At 56.7% G+C, this 21,526-nt stretch carries 19 protein-coding genes; 7 read left to right on the top strand and 12 right to left on the bottom strand.

The genetic code is table 11. The features are described 5' to 3' along the window. The 6 genes from sufD to iscR all read right to left on the bottom strand — a co-directional run bounded on the left by sufD (position 1) and on the right by iscR (position 6,010). Entirely contained in the window at positions 1-1,281 is a 1,281-nt protein-coding gene (gene sufD / locus ACR3FB_RS08390) for a Fe-S cluster assembly protein SufD (RefSeq protein ID WP_480564700.1), read from the bottom strand. Next, positions 1,281-2,036: a Fe-S cluster assembly ATPase SufC gene (gene sufC, locus ACR3FB_RS08385; RefSeq protein WP_480564703.1), complete on the bottom strand. Its 756-nt coding sequence runs from the start codon at positions 2,034-2,036 to the stop codon at positions 1,281-1,283. Before sufC ends, sufD begins: the two co-directional genes overlap by 1 nt. Before the next feature lie 67 nt (positions 2,037-2,103). Next, positions 2,104-2,685, bottom strand: a complete 582-nt coding sequence (locus ACR3FB_RS08380; RefSeq protein WP_480564706.1) for an FkbM family methyltransferase — start codon at positions 2,683-2,685, stop codon at positions 2,104-2,106. A 232-nt stretch (positions 2,686-2,917) separates the two neighbouring features. Continuing rightward, positions 2,918-4,438, bottom strand: coding sequence for a Fe-S cluster assembly protein SufB (gene sufB, locus ACR3FB_RS08375; RefSeq protein WP_480564709.1), 1,521 nt, complete (start codon positions 4,436-4,438; stop codon positions 2,918-2,920). A gap of 18 nt (positions 4,439-4,456) precedes the next feature. Beyond that, positions 4,457-5,500, bottom strand: a complete 1,044-nt coding sequence (locus tag ACR3FB_RS08370; RefSeq protein WP_480564711.1) for a cysteine desulfurase family protein — start codon at positions 5,498-5,500, stop codon at positions 4,457-4,459. Positions 5,501-5,551: 51 nt separating this feature from the next. After that, positions 5,552-6,010, bottom strand: coding sequence for a Fe-S cluster assembly transcriptional regulator IscR (iscR, locus tag ACR3FB_RS08365; protein WP_480564714.1), 459 nt, complete (start codon positions 6,008-6,010; stop codon positions 5,552-5,554). A gap of 175 nt (positions 6,011-6,185) precedes the next feature. Here iscR and ACR3FB_RS08360 point away from each other — a divergent pair, with 175 nt between their 5' ends. The 6 genes from ACR3FB_RS08360 (at position 6,186) to ACR3FB_RS08335 (ending at position 11,870) form a co-directional block, all read left to right on the top strand. Next, positions 6,186-6,839: an alpha/beta hydrolase gene (locus ACR3FB_RS08360; RefSeq protein ID WP_480565008.1), complete on the top strand. Its 654-nt coding sequence runs from the start codon at positions 6,186-6,188 to the stop codon at positions 6,837-6,839. Further along, complete coding sequence (locus ACR3FB_RS08355) at positions 6,839-7,084, top strand: hypothetical protein (protein WP_170373684.1); 246 nt, start codon at positions 6,839-6,841, stop codon at positions 7,082-7,084. The genes ACR3FB_RS08360 and ACR3FB_RS08355 overlap by 1 nt, the downstream gene beginning before the upstream one ends. Next, positions 7,081-8,238, top strand: coding sequence for an HD domain-containing protein (locus ACR3FB_RS08350; RefSeq protein WP_480564717.1), 1,158 nt, complete (start codon positions 7,081-7,083; stop codon positions 8,236-8,238). The genes ACR3FB_RS08355 and ACR3FB_RS08350 overlap by 4 nt, the downstream gene beginning before the upstream one ends. Positions 8,239-8,715: 477 nt before the next feature. After that, positions 8,716-9,051 (top strand): SMR family transporter, encoded by a 336-nt coding sequence (locus ACR3FB_RS08345; RefSeq protein WP_170466994.1) that lies wholly within the window; start codon positions 8,716-8,718, stop codon positions 9,049-9,051. Between the two features lie 76 nt (positions 9,052-9,127). Continuing rightward, positions 9,128-10,945, top strand: a complete 1,818-nt coding sequence (gene typA / locus ACR3FB_RS08340) for a translational GTPase TypA (RefSeq protein WP_480564720.1) — start codon at positions 9,128-9,130, stop codon at positions 10,943-10,945. A 289-nt stretch (positions 10,946-11,234) separates the two neighbouring features. Beyond that, complete coding sequence (locus ACR3FB_RS08335; RefSeq protein WP_480565560.1) at positions 11,235-11,870, top strand: hypothetical protein; 636 nt, start codon at positions 11,235-11,237, stop codon at positions 11,868-11,870. 122 nt (positions 11,871-11,992) lie between these two features. Here the strand turns inward: ACR3FB_RS08335 and ACR3FB_RS08330 are convergent, their stop codons facing one another. From ACR3FB_RS08330 to recA, 4 genes are all read right to left on the bottom strand, one after another. Then, complete coding sequence (locus tag ACR3FB_RS08330; RefSeq protein WP_480564726.1) at positions 11,993-12,616, bottom strand: transglutaminase-like cysteine peptidase; 624 nt, start codon at positions 12,614-12,616, stop codon at positions 11,993-11,995. 341 nt (positions 12,617-12,957) lie between these two features. Next, positions 12,958-13,245 (bottom strand): DUF1330 domain-containing protein, encoded by a 288-nt coding sequence (locus ACR3FB_RS08325; RefSeq protein WP_425082766.1) that lies wholly within the window; start codon positions 13,243-13,245, stop codon positions 12,958-12,960. A gap of 1 nt (position 13,246) precedes the next feature. Next, a complete protein-coding gene (alaS, locus tag ACR3FB_RS08320; RefSeq protein WP_480564729.1) occupies positions 13,247-15,919 on the bottom strand; it encodes an alanine--tRNA ligase in 2,673 nt (890 codons plus the stop codon). Between the two features lie 179 nt (positions 15,920-16,098). Continuing rightward, positions 16,099-17,166 carry a recombinase RecA gene (recA, locus tag ACR3FB_RS08315; RefSeq protein WP_480564731.1) on the bottom strand — a complete coding sequence of 356 codons (1,068 nt, stop codon included), beginning with the start codon at positions 17,164-17,166 and terminating at the stop codon, positions 16,099-16,101. A gap of 192 nt (positions 17,167-17,358) precedes the next feature. Between recA and ACR3FB_RS08310 the strand changes: the two genes are divergently transcribed. After that, positions 17,359-17,952 (top strand): sulfotransferase family 2 domain-containing protein, encoded by a 594-nt coding sequence (locus ACR3FB_RS08310; RefSeq protein ID WP_170548800.1) that lies wholly within the window; start codon positions 17,359-17,361, stop codon positions 17,950-17,952. Between the two features lie 3 nt (positions 17,953-17,955). Here the strand turns inward: ACR3FB_RS08310 and ACR3FB_RS08305 are convergent, their stop codons facing one another. Together ACR3FB_RS08305 and ACR3FB_RS08300 are read right to left on the bottom strand one after the other, a co-directional pair. Beyond that, positions 17,956-20,247: an ATP-binding protein gene (locus tag ACR3FB_RS08305; RefSeq protein WP_480564734.1), complete on the bottom strand. Its 2,292-nt coding sequence runs from the start codon at positions 20,245-20,247 to the stop codon at positions 17,956-17,958. 106 nt (positions 20,248-20,353) lie between these two features. Continuing rightward, positions 20,354-21,511 (bottom strand): RsmB/NOP family class I SAM-dependent RNA methyltransferase, encoded by a 1,158-nt coding sequence (locus ACR3FB_RS08300; protein WP_480564737.1) that lies wholly within the window; start codon positions 21,509-21,511, stop codon positions 20,354-20,356. Positions 21,512-21,526: the final 15 nt, after the last annotated feature.

The following is a 21,526-nucleotide window of genomic DNA, read 5'->3' as shown; positions in this document are numbered from 1 at the left end:
TCAGCTGTGACGCGAAAGCCAGCCTTCCAGACGGGTCACGATCTCTTCGGCCAGTGTCTCGTCCTCGATCTCATCCACCGCTTCGGCAAGGAAAGCCAGCGTCAGCATGTTGGTAGCGTCCTTCGTCGGAACCCCGCGCGAGCGCAGGTAGAACAAGGCGGTCTCATCAATCGCGCCCGAGGTCGACCCATGCGAACAGGCGACATCATCGGCGTAGATTTCAAGCTCGGGCTTGGCGAGGAACTGGCTGTCATCGTCCAGCAAAAGCGACTGGCTGATCTGGTAGCCATCAGTTTTCTGCGCGCCTTCCTTCACAAGGATCTTGCCTTGGAACACGCCTGTCGCGCCGTTGCGCAGGACCTTCTTGAACACCTGACGGCTTTCGCAATTTACCGCGTTATGGGTGACAAAAACGGTGTCGTCGTGGTGGAAATCTCCGTCTCCGACGCAAGCACCGGCCACATGGGCTACGGCGTCGTCACCGGTCAGTTCTACCACCTGCTCGTTACGGGTCAGCACGCCATTGGCTGTCAGGGTGAACGACTTGTAAGTCGATTCCTGACCGAGGCGCGTGAACATATGGGTCGCGGCCCGGCGTTCATGATCGCGGCCCTGCGCCCGGACATGGTGCAAGGTCCCGTTATCGGCGATGTCGATCTCCATGCATTTGTTGAAGCGCGACGCGGCGGGACCATTTTCGAGGATCGTGGCCTCGGCATCGCTTTCAACACGGATAACGTGGTGCAGGATCGCGTCCGAGTCTTCCGACTCGTGACGGTACACTAGATTGATTGGCTTAGACGGCTTGCCGGTCACATGGATGGCAACACCGTCGGTCGCGAAGGCGGTGTTCAAAGCGGCCAGAGGACGCTGAACCGGGGTTTGGCCACGTTCCTCGAGCTTGCCGTAAAGATCCTTGGCCCAGTGGATATCCTTGCAGCAGATATCCTCCAGCCGGTCGATCTTGACACCTTCGAGGCTCAGATCATCCGAGGCTTCGGCATCGAACACACCATCGACGAACACGATCTGCAGCCGATCGACATTGTTGAACACCATCGGCTCGCCCGAGTCGAAAATGGCAGCCTTGGGCGCATCGGCCGAGACCAGGGTATCCGGACGCGTGTATTTCCAGTATTCATCGCGACGGCTTGGAAGACCCATTTCACGTACCCGGGCCAAAGCCCCTTGGCGCGCGGCCTTGGTACAGCCAGGGTCAGGCATCGTCAGTGAGGCCAGACGCTCTTCAGTTGCGGTCTGTTTTGCTTGCGGTAAGGCCATCAGTTCACCTCAGCAAGAATGTCGGAGTAGCCGTTGTTTTCAACTTCCAGCGCCAGCTCAGGACCACCCGATTTCACGATGCGGCCATCGGCCATGATGTGAACGACATCCGGTTTGATGTGGTCCAGCAGGCGCTGGTAGTGGGTGATGACCAGGAAGCCACGCCCCTCATCCCGCAGCGCGTTCACGCCTTCGGAGACCAGCTTCATCGCATCCACGTCGAGGCCCGAGTCGGTCTCGTCCAGAATGCACATTTTGGGTTCCAGCATCGCCATCTGCAGGATCTCGTTGCGCTTTTTCTCACCGCCCGAGAAACCGACATTGACCGGACGTTTCAGCATATCCGCGTCGATCTTCAGCGACTTCGCCTTTTCGCGCACGAGTTTCAGGAAATCCGCAGCCGAAAGCTCTTCCTCCCCGCGCGCTTTGCGTTGCGCGTTCACAGCGGTTCGCAGGAAGGTCATGTTGCCGACGCCCGGGATCTCAACCGGGTATTGGAACGCGAGGAACACACCAGCCGCGGCGCGCTCTTCCGGCTCCATCTCCAACAAGTCTTCGCCTTCCAATGTGGCCGAGCCCTCGGTTACTTCGTAGCCGTCGCGTCCCGACAGCACATAGCTAAGCGTAGACTTACCCGAGCCGTTCGGCCCCATAACCGCATGCACCTTGCCGGCCTCGACCGTCAGATCCACTCCTTTGAGGATCTGCTTGTCTTCTTCTTCAAGTTGTACGTGCAGATTCTTGATTTCCAGCATTTTTCCTCACTTTTAGCTGGCCGCTTGGCCCGCCGATTTGTTTGATTTTTTTGTTTCTTTCCGAAGACTAGGCGATTTTGGAGATGTCAGACGCTCTCTTGGTCGATTTGATTAGGTAGTTTTCGTTTTTCTTGTACCGCCTGAATTGGTCGACAACCTCATAGCCATTGGCTTTGATCAGGGATTTAAAAGCATCCACATTGTCGTCATCCACTTCGACAAAAATTACCGGTCGATTCTCATCCAGGCTGGGCAATAGACTGTCCAACACCGCGATTTCCATCCCTTCTACGTCGATCTTGATCAGATCGAATTCCCGATTTTCCACAAGATTCGAAGCTGGTATCACCGAGATCGATCCTTTTTCCTCCAGCAACTTGGCTCCGCCCAAATTCCTGTTTCTCCAAATGATGCCAAGGTCCGAGCGTGTTTCGTTCGAAACGCCGAAACCCACCCATCTGAAATCAACTCTTCCTTCAACGCCATTCAGATGAAGGTTGCTGACCAATATCTCGGCGGCCACGGGGTTGGGCTCCACCGGAACCACAAGGGATGCATGTAGAAACAAAGCCAAATACAGGCTGTGGTTTCCGACATTGGCACCAATGTCCAGAAACCTGCCCCCGATCGGAAAGTGCTCCGACATCATTTTGAGTTCTTCAGCTTCGTAAAATGCCCCCCTGAAGTGGTATTTTTGAATTGCGTCATAGGGGTTTGAGACCGAAAAAAAGACATTTCGGTCGTGAACCCGAGCACGAACAACTTGCGCGGACACAGCTCTGAATACGCCCGAACGCCTGGATCTTCGTATCCACTTTTTGAACTCTGCTCGCGTTTCCAATTGGAGTGCCCCTTTTGGTGCGGTTCAATGCTCTAGCTGACTACCCAACCGACCCTTCCAGAGAGATCGCCACCAATTGCTGTGCTTCCATCGCAAACTCCATCGGCAGTGCCTGCAGCACGTCCTTACAGAACCCGTTGACAACAAGCGCCACGGCTTCTTCCTCGTCCATGCCGCGCTGACGGCAATAGAACAGCTGATCGTCGTCTACTTTCGAAGTCGTCGCCTCATGCTCGACACGGGACGAGTTGTTTTTGACCTCGATATACGGCACCGTGTGTGCCCCGCATTTGTCGCCGATCAGCAAGCTATCACACTGGGTGTAGTTGCGGCTATCTTTGGCCTTCGGGTGCATAGAAACCAGTCCACGATAGGTGTTCTGCGCCTTGCCCGCACTGATGCCTTTGGAGACGATGCGCGATTTGGTGTTCTTGCCTAGGTGAACCATCTTGGTGCCGGTATCGGCCTGCTGATAGTTGTTGGCAATCGCGATCGAGTAGAATTCACCCTGGCTTTCATTGCCTCGCAGGATGCAAGACGGGTATTTCCACGTCACGGCCGAGCCGGTTTCCACCTGCGTCCACATCACCTTGGAGCGATCCCCACGGCAATCGGCACGCTTGGTCACGAAGTTGTAGATACCACCCTTGCCATTCTCATCCCCGGGGAACCAGTTCTGAACGGTCGAGTACTTAACCTCAGCATCTTCCTCGACGATGATCTCGACGACCGCCGCATGCAACTGCGCGGTGTCGCGCTGAGGTGCGGTACACCCTTCCAGATAAGACACGTAAGAGCCCTTGTCAGCGATGATCAGAGTACGCTCGAACTGGCCGGTGTTTTCCGCGTTGATACGGAAATAGGTGCTGAGTTCCATCGGGCAGCGGACGCCTGGCGGGATGTAGACGAACGAGCCATCCGAGAACACAGCCGAGTTCAGCGTGGCATAGAAGTTGTCCGACACCGGAACCACGGTGCCCAGATACTTCTTCACCAGTTCAGGATGCTCTTTGATCGCTTCCGAGATCGAGCAGAAGATCACGCCGGCCTTTTTCAACTCGGCCTGGAAGGTCGTGCCGACAGAAACCGAGTCAAACACGGCGTCGACGGCCACTTTGCGACCCTCGACGGGCATATCATCGGCGCCTTCAACGCCTGCCAGAATCATCTGTTCTTTCAGAGGGATACCCAGCTTTTCGTAAGTGGCCAGAAGCTTGGGGTCGACCTCATCCAGGGATTTGGGCTTCTCTTCCATGGATTTTGGACGGGCATAGTAATATTGGTCCTGAAAGTCGATCTCAGGATAGTTGACCATGGCCCATTTCGGCTCTTCCATCTTTGTCCAGCGTTCGAAGGCCGACAGACGCCATTCGGTCATCCATTCGGGCTCTTCGTTCTTCTCCGAGATCAGTCGAACGATATCTGGATTCACGCCTTTGGGCGCGTATTCCATCTCGATCTCGGTTTCCCAGCCGTATTTATAAGTGCTGACCTCGCGTACCGCATCCACGGTTTCTTGATCGACACCCTCTTTTACCTGGGTCTGGTCCAAAGCGGCCATTGTTTACCCTCCGTCAGATCACGCGGCCCGCGCGCGATGCTTTTTCTCTTTCTCTAGCCACGTTTCGGCGAAACGCAGCACATCTTCCTTGGTAGTCCGAGGTCCCAGCGACACGCGGATTGCGCTGGCTGCTGTCCCCTCATCAAATCCCATCGCAGTCAGAACAGCGCTGGCGCGGACCTTTCCGCTTGAACAGGCCGAGCCCGCACTGACCGCAAAACCAGACAGGTCCATCTGCATGACCTGCGTTTCACCCTTCCAACCGGGCGACGCGAAACATGACGTGTTTGGCAGGCGAGTCTGGTCTTTCCCGACAAAAATAGGTGATCTTTCACCAGCCTCAAGGGCGTTTTCTAGAATATTTCTAAATTCTTTGACCTGCTCCCAAACGCCATTGGCAAGATCTCTGGCAGCAGCTTCAGCAGCGGCCCCGAAACCCACAATCCCAATGACATTTTCGGTTCCAGAGCGTCGGCCCATCTCTTGCCCGCCACCCTTGATCTGAGCAGGCAGGTCCGTGCCGCGTTTCATAACGACAGCTCCGATCCCTTTCGGCCCGCCCAGTTTATGCGCAGACACTAGCGCCATCTGAACGTCCATCCAATTGAACGCAATCGGCAACTTGCCAAAAGCCTGGGTCGCATCGGTCACCGCCAGCCCCTTGGGCAACGCCTGAACAATACCAGTTTCCGAGTTCGCAACCTGAAGTGTCGCGTTTGCCGGATCGGTCAGAATGGCCGTTCCATCCGAAGAAACCGAGATATCCTCGACAATCCATGACCTTACCGCATCATGTTCAATCGACGCACCGTGCAGATTTCGACCTACCAAAGCCAAAGCGGCACCCTCGGTCGAGCCTGAGGTAAACACGATATCCGCACCGTCAGCCCCAAAAGCTGATGCCACCTGTGCCCGCGCGCGTTCGATCAAAGCCTTCGCCGCGCGCCCCTCGGCATGAACCGACGATGGGTTGCCGCAGACATCCATTGCCGCGATCATCGCGTCCCGCGCTTCGGGTCGCAAAGGCGTGGTGGCGTTATGATCGAGATAAACACGATTCATGGAGTCATCTTTTCCCAGATATTTCTGAAACTTGTACTCAGAGGCTACGGATCACTCATCCACGACAGCAAAGAGGCTCGGAACCGCAGGACATGGTGCGAGGTCATTCTTGATCACGTCAGAAAGGCGGGTCTGATGCAGGAAAACGTAGACATGTGCGCTGAGGCTTTCCCAAAGCCGGTTCGTCAGGGATTGAGCCCGGCTCCCCGAGGACGCCCCCGAGGCTCCGGCCCCCTTGGCCATTGCATCCACCTTCTCATCTACGGCGGACAGAATCTCGACCACGCGGATCTCTGATGGCTGCCGTGCAAGGCGATATCCCCCACCCGGACCGCGCGTCGAGGTCACAAGCTCAGCCCGGCGCAGTTTGACGAACAACTGCTCAAGATACGGCAGCGAGATATCCTGCCGTTCCGAGATTTCACCCAGTGTCACGATCTTGTCCGAGGGCTGCAGCGCAATGTCCGCCAGCGCCACCATGGCATACCGGCCCTTTGTCGACAGCTTCATTGTCATTTCCCTTCGGCAAGTTGGACGCGAAATCATTGACGCCGCCGCCGCCAGTGCGTATCTCCGACTGACAGCGCGTTGCGCAGGATATCACATTTAGAACCGTTCTAAGGTGCCCAACGAATACAGTCAAGTATTTCCCGGCGCCCAAGATAAAGACAGGACCAAAGCACACATGCCCGAGGTGATTTTTCCCGGACCCGAAGGCCGCCTGGAAGGCCGCTACCACCCGCAAAAGGAAAAAGACGCACCGATCGCCATCGTGCTTCACCCGCATCCTCAGTTCGGCGGGACCATGAACAACAAGGTGGTCTATAATCTGCACTACGCGTTCTACAACATGGGCTTCACCGTGTTGCGCTTCAACTTCCGCGGCGTAGGCCGCAGCCAGGGCGAATATGACCAGGGTGTGGGCGAGTTGAGCGATGCCGCCTCGGCTCTCGACTATCTGCAGTCGATGAACAACAACTCCAAGCATTGCTGGGTTGCTGGTTTCTCATTCGGTGCGTGGATCGGAATGCAGTTGTTGATGCGCCGCCCGGAAATCACCGGTTTCATCAGTGTGTCGCCCCCGGCGAATATGTACGACTTTTCGTTCCTCGCCCCCTGCCCGTCTTCGGGCCTGATCATCAACGGCTCGTCCGACCGCGTGGCGCCTCCGGCGGATACAACCGCGCTGGTCAACAAGCTGCATGAGCAGAAGGGCATCACGATCACGCATAATGAGGTCGAAGGCGCGGATCACTTCTTCCAGGATCAGCATATGGACACGCTCATCACCGATGTCACGGATTATGTTAAACGCCGCCTGACCGAGAACACGCGCTAATGACAGACACCATCAATACCCTCGCTGCGAAACTGGCCGAGGATACATTGAAGGTCATGGATGAAACCGGCGACGATCGGTTTTACATGGAGGTCGGCAACCTGCTTGCAGCCTCCTCCCAATCTCTGGAAGAGGCCTTTCTGACCGAGATCCGCGTGCGCCTGTCTGAACGCCAGGCCCGCCAATTCGTGATCAAACGCCTGACAGATCACCGCTCCAAGCTGAAAGCGATTGAAAAACAATGAATGATCGACTGTCCGCGCAAATCGCGTTTCTGAAACAAGCGGACAGGTTGAAGACGGTGGATCGGGCAAACACCCTGCTGGATCAGTCTCGCCCGGAAAACTCTGCAGAACATAGCTGGCATCTGGCGCTTTGGGCGCTGGTCATGGGACCTCTGGCCGGGCCGGATGTGTCAATTGATCGCGTCATCCGCATGTTGTTGCTGCATGATCTGGTCGAGATCATCGTAGGCGACCATCCAATCCACCTCGAGACCGACTGGCAGAGCGTTGCCAAGGTCGAACACGCAGCAGCTTTGGATTTGTTCGGCCTGTTGCCGCCGGACCAGACCCAGAGTTTTCTGGACCTATGGACGGAATTCGAAGCCGATCAGACGCCCGACGCCAAGTTCGCCAAGATGCTTGACCGGTGTCAGCCCCTGTTTCAGGTGCTGTACGCCTCTCCTAAACGGCCAGGTCATATGGAGATTGCCCGTGAGAACCTCGCGACCGGGCGCGCGGCCTATCTGAGTGAGGCGCTGCCTCAAGCCTATGAACACGCAGTTGCGTTGTTGTCGGAAGCACCGACCGAGGATAACAGCTTCACCCAACGGTTGGCCTTTCTGGTTGAGGCGGATCAGTTGAAATCCGTCATGCGCGCGTCACGCCTGATGGCGGCTGATCGGTTCGAAAACTCGGCCGAGCACTCGTGGCACATCATGCTGTACGCGTGGGTTCTGGCCGAACAATCCCACGCTGAGGTCCAGTTGAACCGCGTCCTGCACATGCTGCTGCTTCACGATATTGTCGAGATCGACGCGGGAGATCACCCGATCCACGGTCAGGTCGATCACGCCGCCCAAGCCGAAAAGGAAGAGGCCGCAGCGCGACGCCTGTTCGGACTATTGCCCCAGGATCAAACGCAGGCGTTTTCGGATCTCTGGCATGAGTTTGAGAGCGCCAACTCGGCAGATGCGCGGTTCGCCAAGGCTGTTGACCGGTTTCAAACCCCAATTGCCAATCTTGAAACGGGCGGCGGCTCGTGGGTGGACTATGCCGTGACCTACCCTCAGATCGAAGCGCGGGTACGGCCCGCCATCGAACGCGGTGCGCCCGGTCTTTGGGATTGGTTGCAACCGTATTTGGCAGATTACTTCACGGTTTCAGCGAGAGGTTAAAGCGTTTCGGTTAAACCTGAGACACGAATACCCTGCCACGCTTTCAGCGTTCTCGGGACATTCGTGTCACTTTTTGAATCAAGTGAAATCCGAAACGCTATAGGCAAAAGAAAAAGGGCCAAAAACGGCCCTTTTCCCTGCTTGGATCTTGATTAACGCCAAAACTACAAAACAAAGAAACCAACTAACAATTGGGTTGCATCAGAACTGACGGACCCCCCGTCTGCAAGCCACCCTAGCGCCGCAATAAGAGTCGAAGCAAAAACGACGTATTTAATAAACACAGTCATTGAAAAACTCGAAAACAAATCAACAAATACTGTTCTGTTATTTGCATAAATTGTGATCAGATCGTAGTCAGGTATACCCGACCTTTATCTTGTGGTGTCACGCACCCCAGCAACCGAATGTGCTTGCCGGGGTAGCCTTTTTCATGTTGAGAATTCGCGCGTGATTTGCATGCAAAAGGTTTAGATCATGCCCAAAGCCTACCTGATCCTGCTGATGGCCGTCTTTGCCGAAACCGTAGGCACAACGGCCTTGCAGGCCAGTCAGCAATTCTCGCGCTTCTGGCCTTCGGTTCTGGTCGTAGTTGCTTACGGGCTGGCGTTCTACCTGTTGGGATTGACGTTGAAATACATGCCAGTAGGCATCGTTTATGCGATCTGGTCCGGGCTTGGGATTTTTTTCATCGCAATCATCGGCTTTGTGGTGTTCGGGCAAAAGCTCGACCTGTGGGCGGTTCTGGGGCTGGCCCTGATATTGGCCGGAATCCTGATCATTCATCTGTTTTCAAAGACCGCAGGTCACTGAACGCCGGTTTGGGCTGGTATATTGCGTCAAGCCGCGCTATGCGCCGGGCAACTTCCCGTTCAAAGGCTGACCTCTCATGGACCTGCGCAATATCGCAATCATCGCTCACGTGGACCACGGTAAAACGACCCTGGTGGATGAGCTGCTCAAACAATCCGGCGCGTTCCGGGAAAATCAGGCCGTGGCGGAACGCGCCATGGACAGCAACGATCTGGAACGCGAGCGCGGCATTACCATTCTGGCCAAGGCGACCTCGGTCGAATGGAAAGGCACGCGCATCAACATCGTCGACACCCCCGGCCACGCCGATTTCGGCGGCGAGGTTGAGCGCATCCTCAGCATGGTGGACGGTGTTGTCCTGCTGGTTGACGCAGCTGAAGGCCCGATGCCTCAGACCAAATTCGTGACCTCCAAGGCGCTGGCACTGGGCCTGCGCCCCATTGTGGTCCTCAACAAGGTCGACAAACCCGATGCCGAGCCCGACCGAGCCCTGGATGAGTGTTTCGACCTGTTTGCCAACCTCGGCGCAGATGATGATCAGCTGGACTTCCCAGCCATGTATGCCTCGGGCCGTTCGGGCTGGGCGGATATGGAGTTGGACGGGCCGCGCAAGGACCTGACCGCGCTGTTTGATCTGGTCGTCGATCACGTACCTGCCCCCAAACAGGCCGAAAAGAAGGACGAGCCTTTCCGCATGCTGGCTACTACCTTGGGCAGCGATCCGTTCATCGGTCGTATTCTTACGGGCCGTGTGGAAAGCGGTACTCTGAAAGCGGGCGACAGCCTCAAGGCGCTCAGCCGCGATGGCTCGCTGATCGAGAACTTCCGCGCATCGAAAATCCTGGCCTTCCGTGGTCTGGCACAACAGCCGATCGATGTAGCCGAGGCCGGTGACATCGTGACCATCGCAGGCATGAGCAAAGCCACTGTCGCGGACTCGCTGGTCGCACCGCAGGTTGAAGAGGCCCTGCCCGCGCAACCCATCGACCCGCCAACCATCACCGTGACCTTCGGCATCAACGACTCGCCTCTGGCGGGTCGTGACGGCAAAAAAGTGCAATCTCGTGTGATCCGTGACCGTCTGATGAAAGAAGCGGAATCCAACGTCGCGATCCGCATCACCGACACACCAGGCGGCGAGGCGTTCGAAGTGGCCGGACGCGGCGAACTTCAGATGGGCGTTCTGATCGAGAATATGCGCCGCGAAGGGTTCGAGCTCAGCATCTCGCGTCCGCAGGTTCTATTCCGCGAGGAAGATGGTCAACGGCTTGAGCCCGTCGAAGAAGTCACGATCGACGTGGATGACGAATATTCTGGTGCGGTCATCGAAAAGATCACCGGTGCTCGCAAGGGCGAGCTGGTTGAGATGCGCCCCGCCGGCGACGGCAAGACCCGGATCATCGCGCATGTGCCGTCCCGTGGCCTGATAGGTTATCACGGAGAGTTCCTGACGGACACCCGCGGCACTGGTGTTCTGAACCGCGTGTTCCACGGCTGGGCCCCACATAAAGGTCAGATCCCGGGCCGTCGCGCAGGCGTTCTGATCTCGATGGAGAACGGCCAGGCCGTCGCTTACGCCCTGTGGAACCTCGAAGAGCGTGGCCGCATGTTCGTTGGCCCTCAGACTGATGTCTATCAGGGCATGGTGATTGGTGAACATTCCCGGGACAACGACCTGGAAGTGAACCCGCTGAAAGGCAAGAAGCTGACCAACGTGCGGGCCAGCGGCTCGGACGACGCGGTGCGCCTGACGCCCCACATCCAGTTCTCGCTGGAAGAAGCCATCGCCTATATTGATGACGACGAATTGGTCGAGGTGACGCCCAACGCAATCCGTCTTCGCAAGCGATTCCTTGACCCGCATGAGCGGAAACGGATGGCGAAAGCCGGATAAAACGTCGTTCTCGATTGGGAAACAATGCCATTTTTGTGACATTATTTCCTCAATCCTGAAAAATGGTATTCTAGGAAAGGTCAGCCCTCGACTGGCCTTTCTTATTGGTTTTTCATGATTTTTGCGATTTTTCCGGTCTTTTGGCAATCTCGCCAAGTCGGCGGCGACTTGTAAGTTCGACCTTAAAAAGGTGTAAACTTGTCCAAAGTGTGACGTCGTTCATACAAGCCCATTTGGTTTTGGTGCATAAGTTCGACGCAGAGATTAACGAGTACCGAGGAGTTCCATCATGGGCATCCATTCCAGTAAACTAAAAGTTATCGCCGCAGCAGTAGCCATTCAAATGGTAGGCGTTTCAGCTGCACAAGCCGCATGCACAGTCTCGACGGCGCGGAAGGCTGCAAGCTCACCTGAAGTTTTGTGTGAATGTTCCGCAGTTACATCAGGAATGATCCGTTATATTCAGCGCCGCGCAGACTTTGGCAATTATCTAGCCCGTACTGGTGCTGAATGCCCGCAATTGGCAGCGCTGCTGTCTGACATTCCGACTGCATCAACTGGGCTAGCGGAACAAAGGTCAGGTGATGGAAGTCCCGACGGAAATCCAGAAGTTGGGGGTGGTCCATCTGATCCATCTGATAATCGTAAAGGTGGGGACAGTGGTCCTGACGACAAAGGTGGCACCGACGGTAATAAGGGCGGCACCGACGGTAATAAGGGCGGCACCGACGGTAATAAGGGCGGCACCGACGGTAATAAGGGCGGCACCGACGGTAATAAGGGCGGCACCGAAAGTAATAAAGGCGGCACCGACAGTAGTAAGGGCGGCACCGACAGTAGTAAGGGCGGCACCGACAGTAGTAAGGGCGGCACCGACAGTAGTAAGGGCGGCACCGACAGTAGTAAGGGCGGCGACACCGCATAACATTGTTCTGAGGCCGCAAATCCTGCTTAGGACACAATTCCAACAACAGGATTACTGTCTACCAAAAAAGTCAAAAAGGGCGTCCAAACTGGCGCCCTTAGCTCTCTGGGTTGTAGATTTGGTCAACTGTTCCCGTAGACACCAACCCAACGGCGTGGTTGCTTAGGGTCTTGCATTCTCAGAAAAAGATACCGGGTCGCTTTCCAAGGTTTGATGCTATTGGTCAAGTTGTCCAGAACCAGATCACCCTGAGCTGATCGATAGACCAATACAGCGTGCGCGTTCCGACGCCTATCCAGGACAGTGGCGATCAAGAGCTTGCTGGGGTCAATGCCTGCTTTGATCAGATTCCGCTTTTTCAACAAGGCAAAGTCTTCGCAGTCACCGCCCCTAGTCGTCGGCAAGGCCCAAAACTCTCGCTGACGGTATTGCGATTGGTCTGTAATTGAACGAGTGGAAGCGTTGACCTGTAAGTTCACTTTTTTGACGATCTGCATCTCCTGCTTGCTCGTCAACGATGCCGCCTTTTGGCTCGAGCAGGCCCAGCTGTATTGTCGGCATAGCTGTTGTGCTCCGGACGGTGGCGGAGAGGCCGAAATAGCAGTGATGAACGCGCCCTCGGACGCCTGCACCACAGAGGCAGTGAAGAACGACGCCAGGACCAGAGCGCAAACCCTAACTGAGCGCACTGAAAAACGGGCGACCAATCGAAGACTCGCCGAAAAACCTAATGTCGAATGTTTCATGCCCGTTCCTCAATCCATGTTTGCCCGCGTGAATCCGGCCAATCAGGGTGTCGAAGTATTCCGACTTTAACAGCAACTGGCTCTGTTGACGCAATCAGTGTTGAGGATCAGGGGTAAAAAAGGCGGAAATTCGTCACAATCCGCGGCAATTTCGGGCAAGAATTGAGGGCAATCCGCCACATTTATGACTGGGTTAGAATGTTGAATCGTTGCAATGTATTGTTTTTTAACGAACTTTCAATGCAATCGCGACCCCCAAGAAGGAAATGGAAGCCGCGCAGCGATTCATGTGATGATTTTCGCCGAGTCCGTCAAACCGACTCTGCTGAAACAGCTGATTCTCAGTCGGTGACTTCAACAACGACCAATTCGCGCTCGCTTGCCCCGCGGGCGTGATCGAGCGCTTCTTGGTATGCGGCGGAGTTGTAGCACTCGACCGCAGCCTCAACTGAAGGGAAACGTGCGACCACATTGCGCGGACGCTCCTTACCTTCGAGCTGTACGTAACGCGCGGCACGCGCGATGAACTCTCCGCCGTGCTGTGCGATCGCGGGTCCTGCCAGCTCTGCGTATCTTCCATAAGCTTCGGCGTCAGTTACCGTGACATGTGCAATCCAAAGAGCAGCCATCTTATCCCTCCAATACCTGTTCGGCGGCTTTGATCGCCGCATCTGCGTTGGTCGCGTCCTTGCCGCCACCTTGGGCCATATCCGGGCGACCACCGCCGCCTTTGCCGCCTAGCTCAACCACTGCAGCTTTGACCAGATCAACCGCAGAAACCGTATCGGTCAGGTCCGCAGTGACCCCAGCCGCGACAGCCGCTTTGCCGCCTGTGTCCGCGATCAACAGAACCGCGCCAGATCCCAGTCGGCTTTTGTGTTCGTCGATCAATGCAGGAAGATCTTTGCCGGACACACCGCTGAGTGTCTGGGCCAGAAACTTGACGCCGTTGACTTCGGTCGCTTCCGCGCCGCCGCCCTGCCCGGCCCCGCCTGCCATAGCGAGATCGCGGCGCAGCTGAGCAACTTCGTTTTGCAGGGCTTTCCGCTCATCCAACAGTGATTTCACGCGGGCCACCACATCATCCGGCTGCGCTTTCAGCTCTAACGCGACCTGTGCCAAGCGGTGATCCTGCGCGGACAGATAGCGGAAGGCTTCATCGCCCGTCAGCGCCTCAATCCGCCGGACACCCGCACTACTTGCACTGTCGCCCAGCACAACGAACGTTCCGATATCGCCGGTCTGACGGACATGCGTGCCACCGCAAAGTTCAATCGACCAGGTCTCGCCATCCTGGCCCTTGCCAGTCGGCGCCTTACCCATGGAAACAACGCGAACCTCGTCGCCGTATTTCTCACCAAACAAAGCCTGAGCACCCAGTTCACGCGCGTTATCCGGCGTCATGATCCGGGTTTCAACGCTCGAGTTCTGGCGGATGAAATCGTTCACCTCACGCTCGACTTTTTGGATTTCCTCCAGCGTCAGAGCCTTGGAATGGCTGAAATCGAACCGCAAACGATCCGAAGCATTCAACGAACCCCGCTGCGCAACGTGGTCGCCCAGAGTCTCACGAAGGGCTTCGTGTAAAAGGTGCGTGGCCGAGTGGTTAGCGCGAATGGCCGAACGTCGCGCATGATCCACCTCCAGCTCGACCGCGTCGCCCTTGGACAGCGTGCCATGGTCCACAGTCACCTTATGTGCATAGACCTTGCCGTCAGCGAATTTCTTGGTGTCTTCAACGCGGGAAATATCCTCACGCGCATCGAGGCGGCGCAGCTCACCACTGTCGCCGACCTGACCGCCGGCCTCGCCATAGAACGGGGTTTGGTTCACGACGACCCAGCCACTGCCACCCTGTTCGATCTTGTCGACCAGAGCGCCATCGACGATCAGCGCCGCGACCTGAGCCTCAGCCTTTTCGGTGTCATAGCCCAGGAAATCGGTCGCGCCAGCGCTGTCGGCCACGTCAAACCAAACAGCTTGATCCGCAGCCTCGCCCGACCCGGCCCATGCCGCTCGGGCCTTGGCTTTCTGCTCGGCCATTGCCGCATCGAACCCGTCGGTATCGACGGTCCGGCCTTTTTCCCGCAGGGCGTCCTGCGTCAGATCGAGTGGGAACCCATAGGTGTCATAGAGCTTGAACGCCGCATCACCAGGGAGGGCCGCGCCTTCGGGCAAGCCTGCGACCTCGTCATCCAGCAGTTTCAGGCCGCGATCCAGCGTTTGTTTGAACCGCGTTTCTTCCAGCAGCAGAGTCTCTTCGATCAAGGCCTGCGCCTGCCCCAGTTCTGAGTATTGCGCGCCCATCAGTTGCACGAGCGAAGGCACCAGCCGGTGCATCACCGGGTCCTTCGCACCCAGCAGATGCGCATGGCGCATGGCGCGGCGCATGATCCGGCGCAGCACATAGCCACGCCCGTCATTGCTGGGCATCACGCCATCAGCAATCAGGAATGAAGTAGACCGTAGGTGGTCTGCGATCACGCGGTGGTGGACGTTCTGATCGCCATAAGGATCAACGCCGGTCGCGTCCGCCGAGGCCTCTATTAGTGTTTTGAACAGGTCGGTGTCGTAGTTGTCATGGCTTCCCTGCAACAGCGCGCCGATCCGCTCCAGCCCCATGCCGGTGTCGATCGACTGCATGTCGAGTTCCACCATCGAGCCGTCCTCGAACTGCTCGTTCTGCATGAAAACGATATTCCAAATTTCGATGAACCGGTCGCCATCTTCATCGGCCGATCCCGGAGGGCCGCCCCAGATGTGATCGCCGTGGTCATAAAAAATTTCGGTACATGGCCCGCAGGGTCCGGTCGGCCCCATCTGCCAGAAATTGTCGCTGGTCGCGATGCGGATGATGCGATCTTCAGGAACGCCGACTTTCTTCCAGATTTCAAAGGCTTCGTCGTCGGTGTGATAGACCGTGGTCAGCAGACGGTTTTTGTCGATGCCGAATTCCTTGGTGATCAACTCCCACGCGAAGGGAATCGCGTCGTGCTTGAAATAGTCACCGAAGGAAAAGTTCCCCAGCATCTCAAAGAAGGTATGGTGGCGCGCGGTATAACCCACATTGTCGAGGTCATTGTGCTTGCCGCCTGCGCGCACGCATTTCTGCGCGGTGGTTGCGCGCTGGTAGTCGCGCGTTTCAACACCGGTGAACAGGTTCTTGAACTGTACCATGCCCGAATTCACGAACATCAAAGTCGGATCATTGCGCGGCACCAGAGGGCTAGACGCCACCACTTCGTGCCCCTGCTTGGCAAAGTAGTTCAGAAAGGTCGATCGGATGTCGTTCAACGTTGGCATGGGGCTCTCTCAGCGCGCAATCATAATGGTCTGCGCAGGTTTATCGCCGTGCCCGCAGAGTGTCCACAGCATTGACCTTCCAAACGAAATAAGGCGGCCCCGACGGACCGCCCTGTTTAAGTTATTCTCAACACTGTCGGAGCGCCGGGAGATTTCTGGTGTTCCCTCTCGCGCGTTCCTTAGGCCTCGAGGATATCGTCATCCTCGGCCGCTCCGGGCGGCATGTCGAAGTCCAGACCATGGGCCGCGCGGATCTTGTCCTCGATATCCAAAGCGATCCGAGAGTGATCGCGCAGATACTGCTTTGCATTCTCACGACCCTGCCCGATCCGCTCATCCCCGTAGCTGAACCACGAACCCGACTTCTCGACCACACCGGCTTTGACGCCCAGATCCAGCAGCTCACCCATTTTCGAGATGCCTTCGCCATACATGATGTCAAATTCCACCTGTTTGAACGGAGGGGCCACCTTGTTCTTAACGACTTTGACACGGGTCTGGTTACCGACCACTTCATCTCGATCTTTGATTGCGCCGATACGGCGGATGTCCAGACGAACCGAGCTGTAGAACTTCAGCGCGTTGCCACCGGTCGTGGTTTCCGGGCTGCCAAACATCACGCCGATCTTCATCCGAATCTGGTTGATGAAGATTACCATGCAGTTCGAACGGCTGATCGAGCCGGTCAGTTTGCGCATCGCCTGACTCATCAGACGGGCCTGAACGCCGACGTTGCTGTCGCCCATATCGCCTTCCAATTCGGATTTCGGCGTCAGCGCCGCCACCGAGTCGACCACGACCATGTTCACCGCACCAGACCGGACCAGCGTGTCGGTGATCTCAAGCGCCTGTTCGCCAGTGTCAGGCTGCGAGATCAGCAGTTCGTCCAGATCAACGCCCAGCTTGCGGGCATATTGCGGGTCCAGCGCATGTTCTGCGTCTACAAACGCACAGACACCGCCGCGTTTTTGCTGTTCGGCAATACAATGCAGAGTCAGCGTTGTTTTACCCGAGCTCTCAGGCCCGTAAATCTCAACAATCCGGCCCATCGGCAGACCGCCGATTCCCAGAGCGATATCCAGACCCAGTGACCCGGTCGAGCTTGCCTCGATATCCTGCTTGGCATCCTCGCCCAGCTTCATGATCGAGCCTTTGCCGAATTGCCGTTCGATCTGGGCCAGCGCGCTATCGAGCGCCTTTTGCTTGTCCGCGTCTTTCTTGTCGCTCATCGTCAGAAGATCCGCCATTGTCCTGTCGCCTTCCCTTTTGTCATACCCTTTGCCGGGCGGCAATCGCTGCTTTGTTCGCCTCTTGTTCCTTATGGGACCAAAAAGAGAACATTTCAACTAAAACTTACAGAACTTACTCTTGGCCAATTGTGTTAAAGATCCGTTTACGCCAATCTGTTATCCGAACTATCATCGACGTGGGAACACTAAATGCTTGTTTTCTATAAGGAACGCCTTGCGTTTTTATCTGTTCCCAAAACCGGCAGCACCGCATATCACTCCGCGTTGCGCGCCCGAGCCGATCTTGTGATCACCCACCCGCCCGAGCTAAAACACGCACCGGTGCGCCGATATGACCGTTTTATTCAGAACATGTTCCGCAAAATGTACGACACCGAGATGGAGATCATGGCCGTTGTCCGTGAACCCATTGATTGGCTGGGCAGCTGGTACAGGTTTCGTCGGCGCGAAGATCGCATAGGTCATCCGCATTCTACGCGCGATGTTAGCTTCGACGCCTTCGTGCAGGCCTATATGCAGACCCCTCAGCCCGAATTTGCCAATGTCGGCAGTCAGAGTCAGTTCTTCCGCCCCCGAAACAACGGCGTTGGGGCCAGTTATGTTTTCAAATACGACCATCAGGACAGAATCGTGGAATTCCTGCAAAGCCGATTGAACTACGACTTCACTTTGCAGCGCGAGAACGTCTCGCCACCCGCAGAGACAATTCTGTCTTCTGAAACCGAAGCGGCATACCGCAAGCATTCTAGGGCCGATTTTGCGGTCTATGACGCGGCGCAATAGGCGTCAGTTCATCTGCTGAAAAACGGCCTCAGTCAGTTGCGTCAAAGAGAATGGTTTGGGCAGAAAGGTCGAGTTCGGAACCTGGGGGCCCGAGTCGCCAAACGCGCCCTCGGTATAGCCCGAGACAAACACGACCCGGACATCGGGCCTTGTCTCCATGGCTTTGGCAACCCAGGTCGGGCCGTCCATTCCGGGCATGACCACATCCGTTACGAACACGTCGACATTCAGGTCGGAATCTTCCAGCAAGGTCAAAGCATCCTCGGCGGATTCCGCCTCGAGCACCGTATAGCCCTTCAGGCGCAACGCACGGGTCGCGAAGGCGCGTACCGGTGCTTCATCCTCGACCAGAAGCACGACGCCCTCACCCTGACGCGCGGTTTTGGAATCCGGCACATCTTCGGGCTGAACCGCGACGGGCTTCGCTTCGACGCAAACCGGCAGGAGCAGGGAAAACTCGGTGCCGCGACTGACAGCGCTATCTACGAATATAAAGCCTCCCGTCTGTTTGACGATCCCATAAACGGTGGAAAGGCCAAGCCCAGTCCCCTCGCCCGTGCGTTTGGTCGTGTAGAACGGCTCGAATACTTTTTGCAGTTTGTCGGCGGGAATACCGACCCCACTGTCGATCACCTTGACGGTCATGTAATCGCCGGGCGGAACCGTGGCCCGGTCTTGGCGTAAGGGCTCGGTCAGGCCCAGCAACTCGGTTTCGATGCGAATCTCACCGCCTTCAGGCATCGCATCGCGCGCATTAACGACGAGATTCATCAACACCTGCTCCAACTGCCGTTTATCAGCACGCACAGGCTTAAGGACAGGATCATGGCTGAGCGTCAATTGAACTTTCTCACCGACCAATCGATTCAATAGGTGGATGAGGTCCGAGATGGTGTCGCGCACGTCCAGAACCTCAGGCCGCAAGGTCTGTTTGCGCGAAAAGGCCAGAAGCTGGCTGACCAGAGCCGCCGCGCGATTGGCATTCTGATTGATTTGAACGAGGTCACCATAGTTGGGATCGTTTTGATCATGGCGCAGCAGCAGCAGATCGCAATGACCTGATATCGCGGTCAATAGATTGTTAAAATCATGCGCAACCCCACCGGCCAACTGGCCGACAGCCTGCATCTTCTGTCCCTGAACAAATTGCGCCTCGAGTGTTTTCAACTCGGTCGCGTCGTTCAGAACCGCGATGAGGTGGGTTTTCCCGTCGATCTGAACACGGTCCAGAGTGACCTGCACAAACAGTTCTTTGTCGTCGCGGGTCAGTCGCTGGAATTCGGATCGGGCGGAATCCTCGCCCGATGCCGTTTGCGCCAGCCACTCGAGAATTGGATGGTTCAGCCCCTGCAGGATCTGGTCAATATTGGTCTCGTTTAGGCAGAGATCACCCAAGAGAGCCAGCGCCATCTGGTTTGCCTGCAGTATGGTCCCCTCGGGCGTCATGCAAATGATCGGCACAGGCAGTTCGGCAAGTGAGGATCCATGCTCCGGATGAACAGGTTGAGAAACCGGCATCAAAACGAGGTGCCGTTCAGCCCCCGACGCCGATACGCCAGTGACTGCGACGCGCGTTTCACCCTCATAAGCAGGGACCGAGCAGATTTGACCATCATGTGGCAATCCGTTCGGAAAGATATTGTCAATCGAACCCGGTGCCGTGCCGAAAAAGGCCCTCGCGGCAGTATTAAGGTGTAAAAGGCGCCCACCCCGGCCGATGGTCAGTATGGGAAGGGCGATTTTGTCCCACTGCCCTTGGTGACCAAGTTTGAACCGCCAGCAGAACAGATGGTCTCCCAATCGAACAACCGAAACCGGGACATTCTCGCCAACTTTGATGATGTCCTCATCCGCTGAACCATTTGCTTGGGCCAGTGTCTGCAACCTCAGTAGAAGGCTCGACGGGTTGGCGAAGACCGAGCGCAGAACCTCGGGCAGCGTTGCCTCCGGGCTGGCTTTCAACTGTTCGCGCGCAATTGGATTGGCGACCAGAACAGTGCCCTCTCCATCGGCAATAACGCTTGCGCAATCGTCGTGATCTACAAAAGCAGCCAGCACATCAAGGGTTTGATGAGCAGCTTTGTCGGCAAAGAGGCCCCCGATCAGACTCCAGAGAGTCGCAAACAGGACCGAGACTCCTACGACGATCATGCCCTGCGTCCAGTCCGCAGGCACCCGGCCCGTATATGGCGCCACGTATAAAAGACCGGCCAGTCCAACCAGCGCCAAAACACGCGCCGCTGACGGCGTTCTACGCGAGCGGGAACCGAAGAACGGATATGTAGAATCGGACATGGACGACACTGGTAGCTTTTTTGAGAGCAATAACGATCCAAAATAGTTAATGCCCGCTTAACAGAGTTAAGAGGCTACGAAAACTACCTTAGGTTGTTTTGAGTGGCTACTTTGTCAGATGCGCAGTGAAAAACCCGTCAACGCCATCGGTGATGCGCCAATTCCGCTCTAGCGTCGCTATCCAATCGGGGTTCTCCGACACAAAGCTTTCGACAACCTGCGCGTTTTCGTCCTGAAGCATCGAACAGGTTGCATAGGCGAGAAGACCTTTGGGATGAACCAGTGCCGCGACCTCACCCAGAATCGCGCGTTGCAGCTTGGTCAATTCGATCAAACGCTCTTCGGTCAGAGCCCATTTCCCGGCCGGAGCGCGCCTCCACGAGCCGCTGCCGGAACAGGGCGCATCGACCAGTACGATGTCAAAGGGCGCGAAACCGGCTAGTTCCGCGGTCTCAACGCAGGTTACTCTTACGCCCGCGCGGTCAGCACGGTTCGGCAGGTCCTGCATGCGCCTCGGGTTGATGTCATGTGCAAACACCTCGACCCCACGATGGGCCGCGAGGGCCAGTGATTTCCCGCCACCGCCGGCACAATAGTCAAGAACGCGCAGACCGGGTTTGAGCGGTAAAGCCGCCACAACCGCCTGACTGGCTGCATCCTGTAGCTCGACCAGACCGTCCAGATAAGCCCAGCTTTGAGCAACCTTGCGTGCGCCCTCAATCACGGTCAGAGCCGTCTCGCAGGCGGGATGGAGGTCAGTTTGAACCCCGTCAGCCGCCAAAGCACGGGCCGCGCCTTCCACGTCTGTTTTGAGCAAATTGACCCGAAGATGCACCGGAGCTCGGCTTTGCAGCGCCGCCGCGGCTTCCGTGGCCGCATCGCCCAAAGACGCCGAAAATCGGGGCCAGAGCCAGTCAGGAATATCAAACTGCTCGGCCAGTGACACGAAACCGCGACCCTGCTCAGACGCTTCAATCGGCTCAGGCGCGTGGCGTTCGCCGGTGAAGAGAGTGTCAGGCGCCTGCTCCGCAGCACGCATCGCTCCGATCATCAGGCCGCGACCCGTCTCAGCCCCCCCAAGCGCCGCAAAGGACCGTTTGCAGCGCAAGGCCGTAAAAACGTGATCCCGCACCGCTGCGCGATCCTTGGAGCCTGCGAACCGGCTGCGCCGCGCCCACCCAGTCAGGGCTTTTTCAACGGGCGCGCCGTCCAGAATTTGGTCAAGGATCTCGATTGAGGCCTGAACACGGGCTGCCGGCGTCATCTTTCCCTCCGTCGG

The sequence above is a fragment of the Ruegeria sp. AO1 genome (genome assembly GCF_056535985.1).
This window is presented reverse-complemented; position numbering and strand designations above follow the sequence as displayed.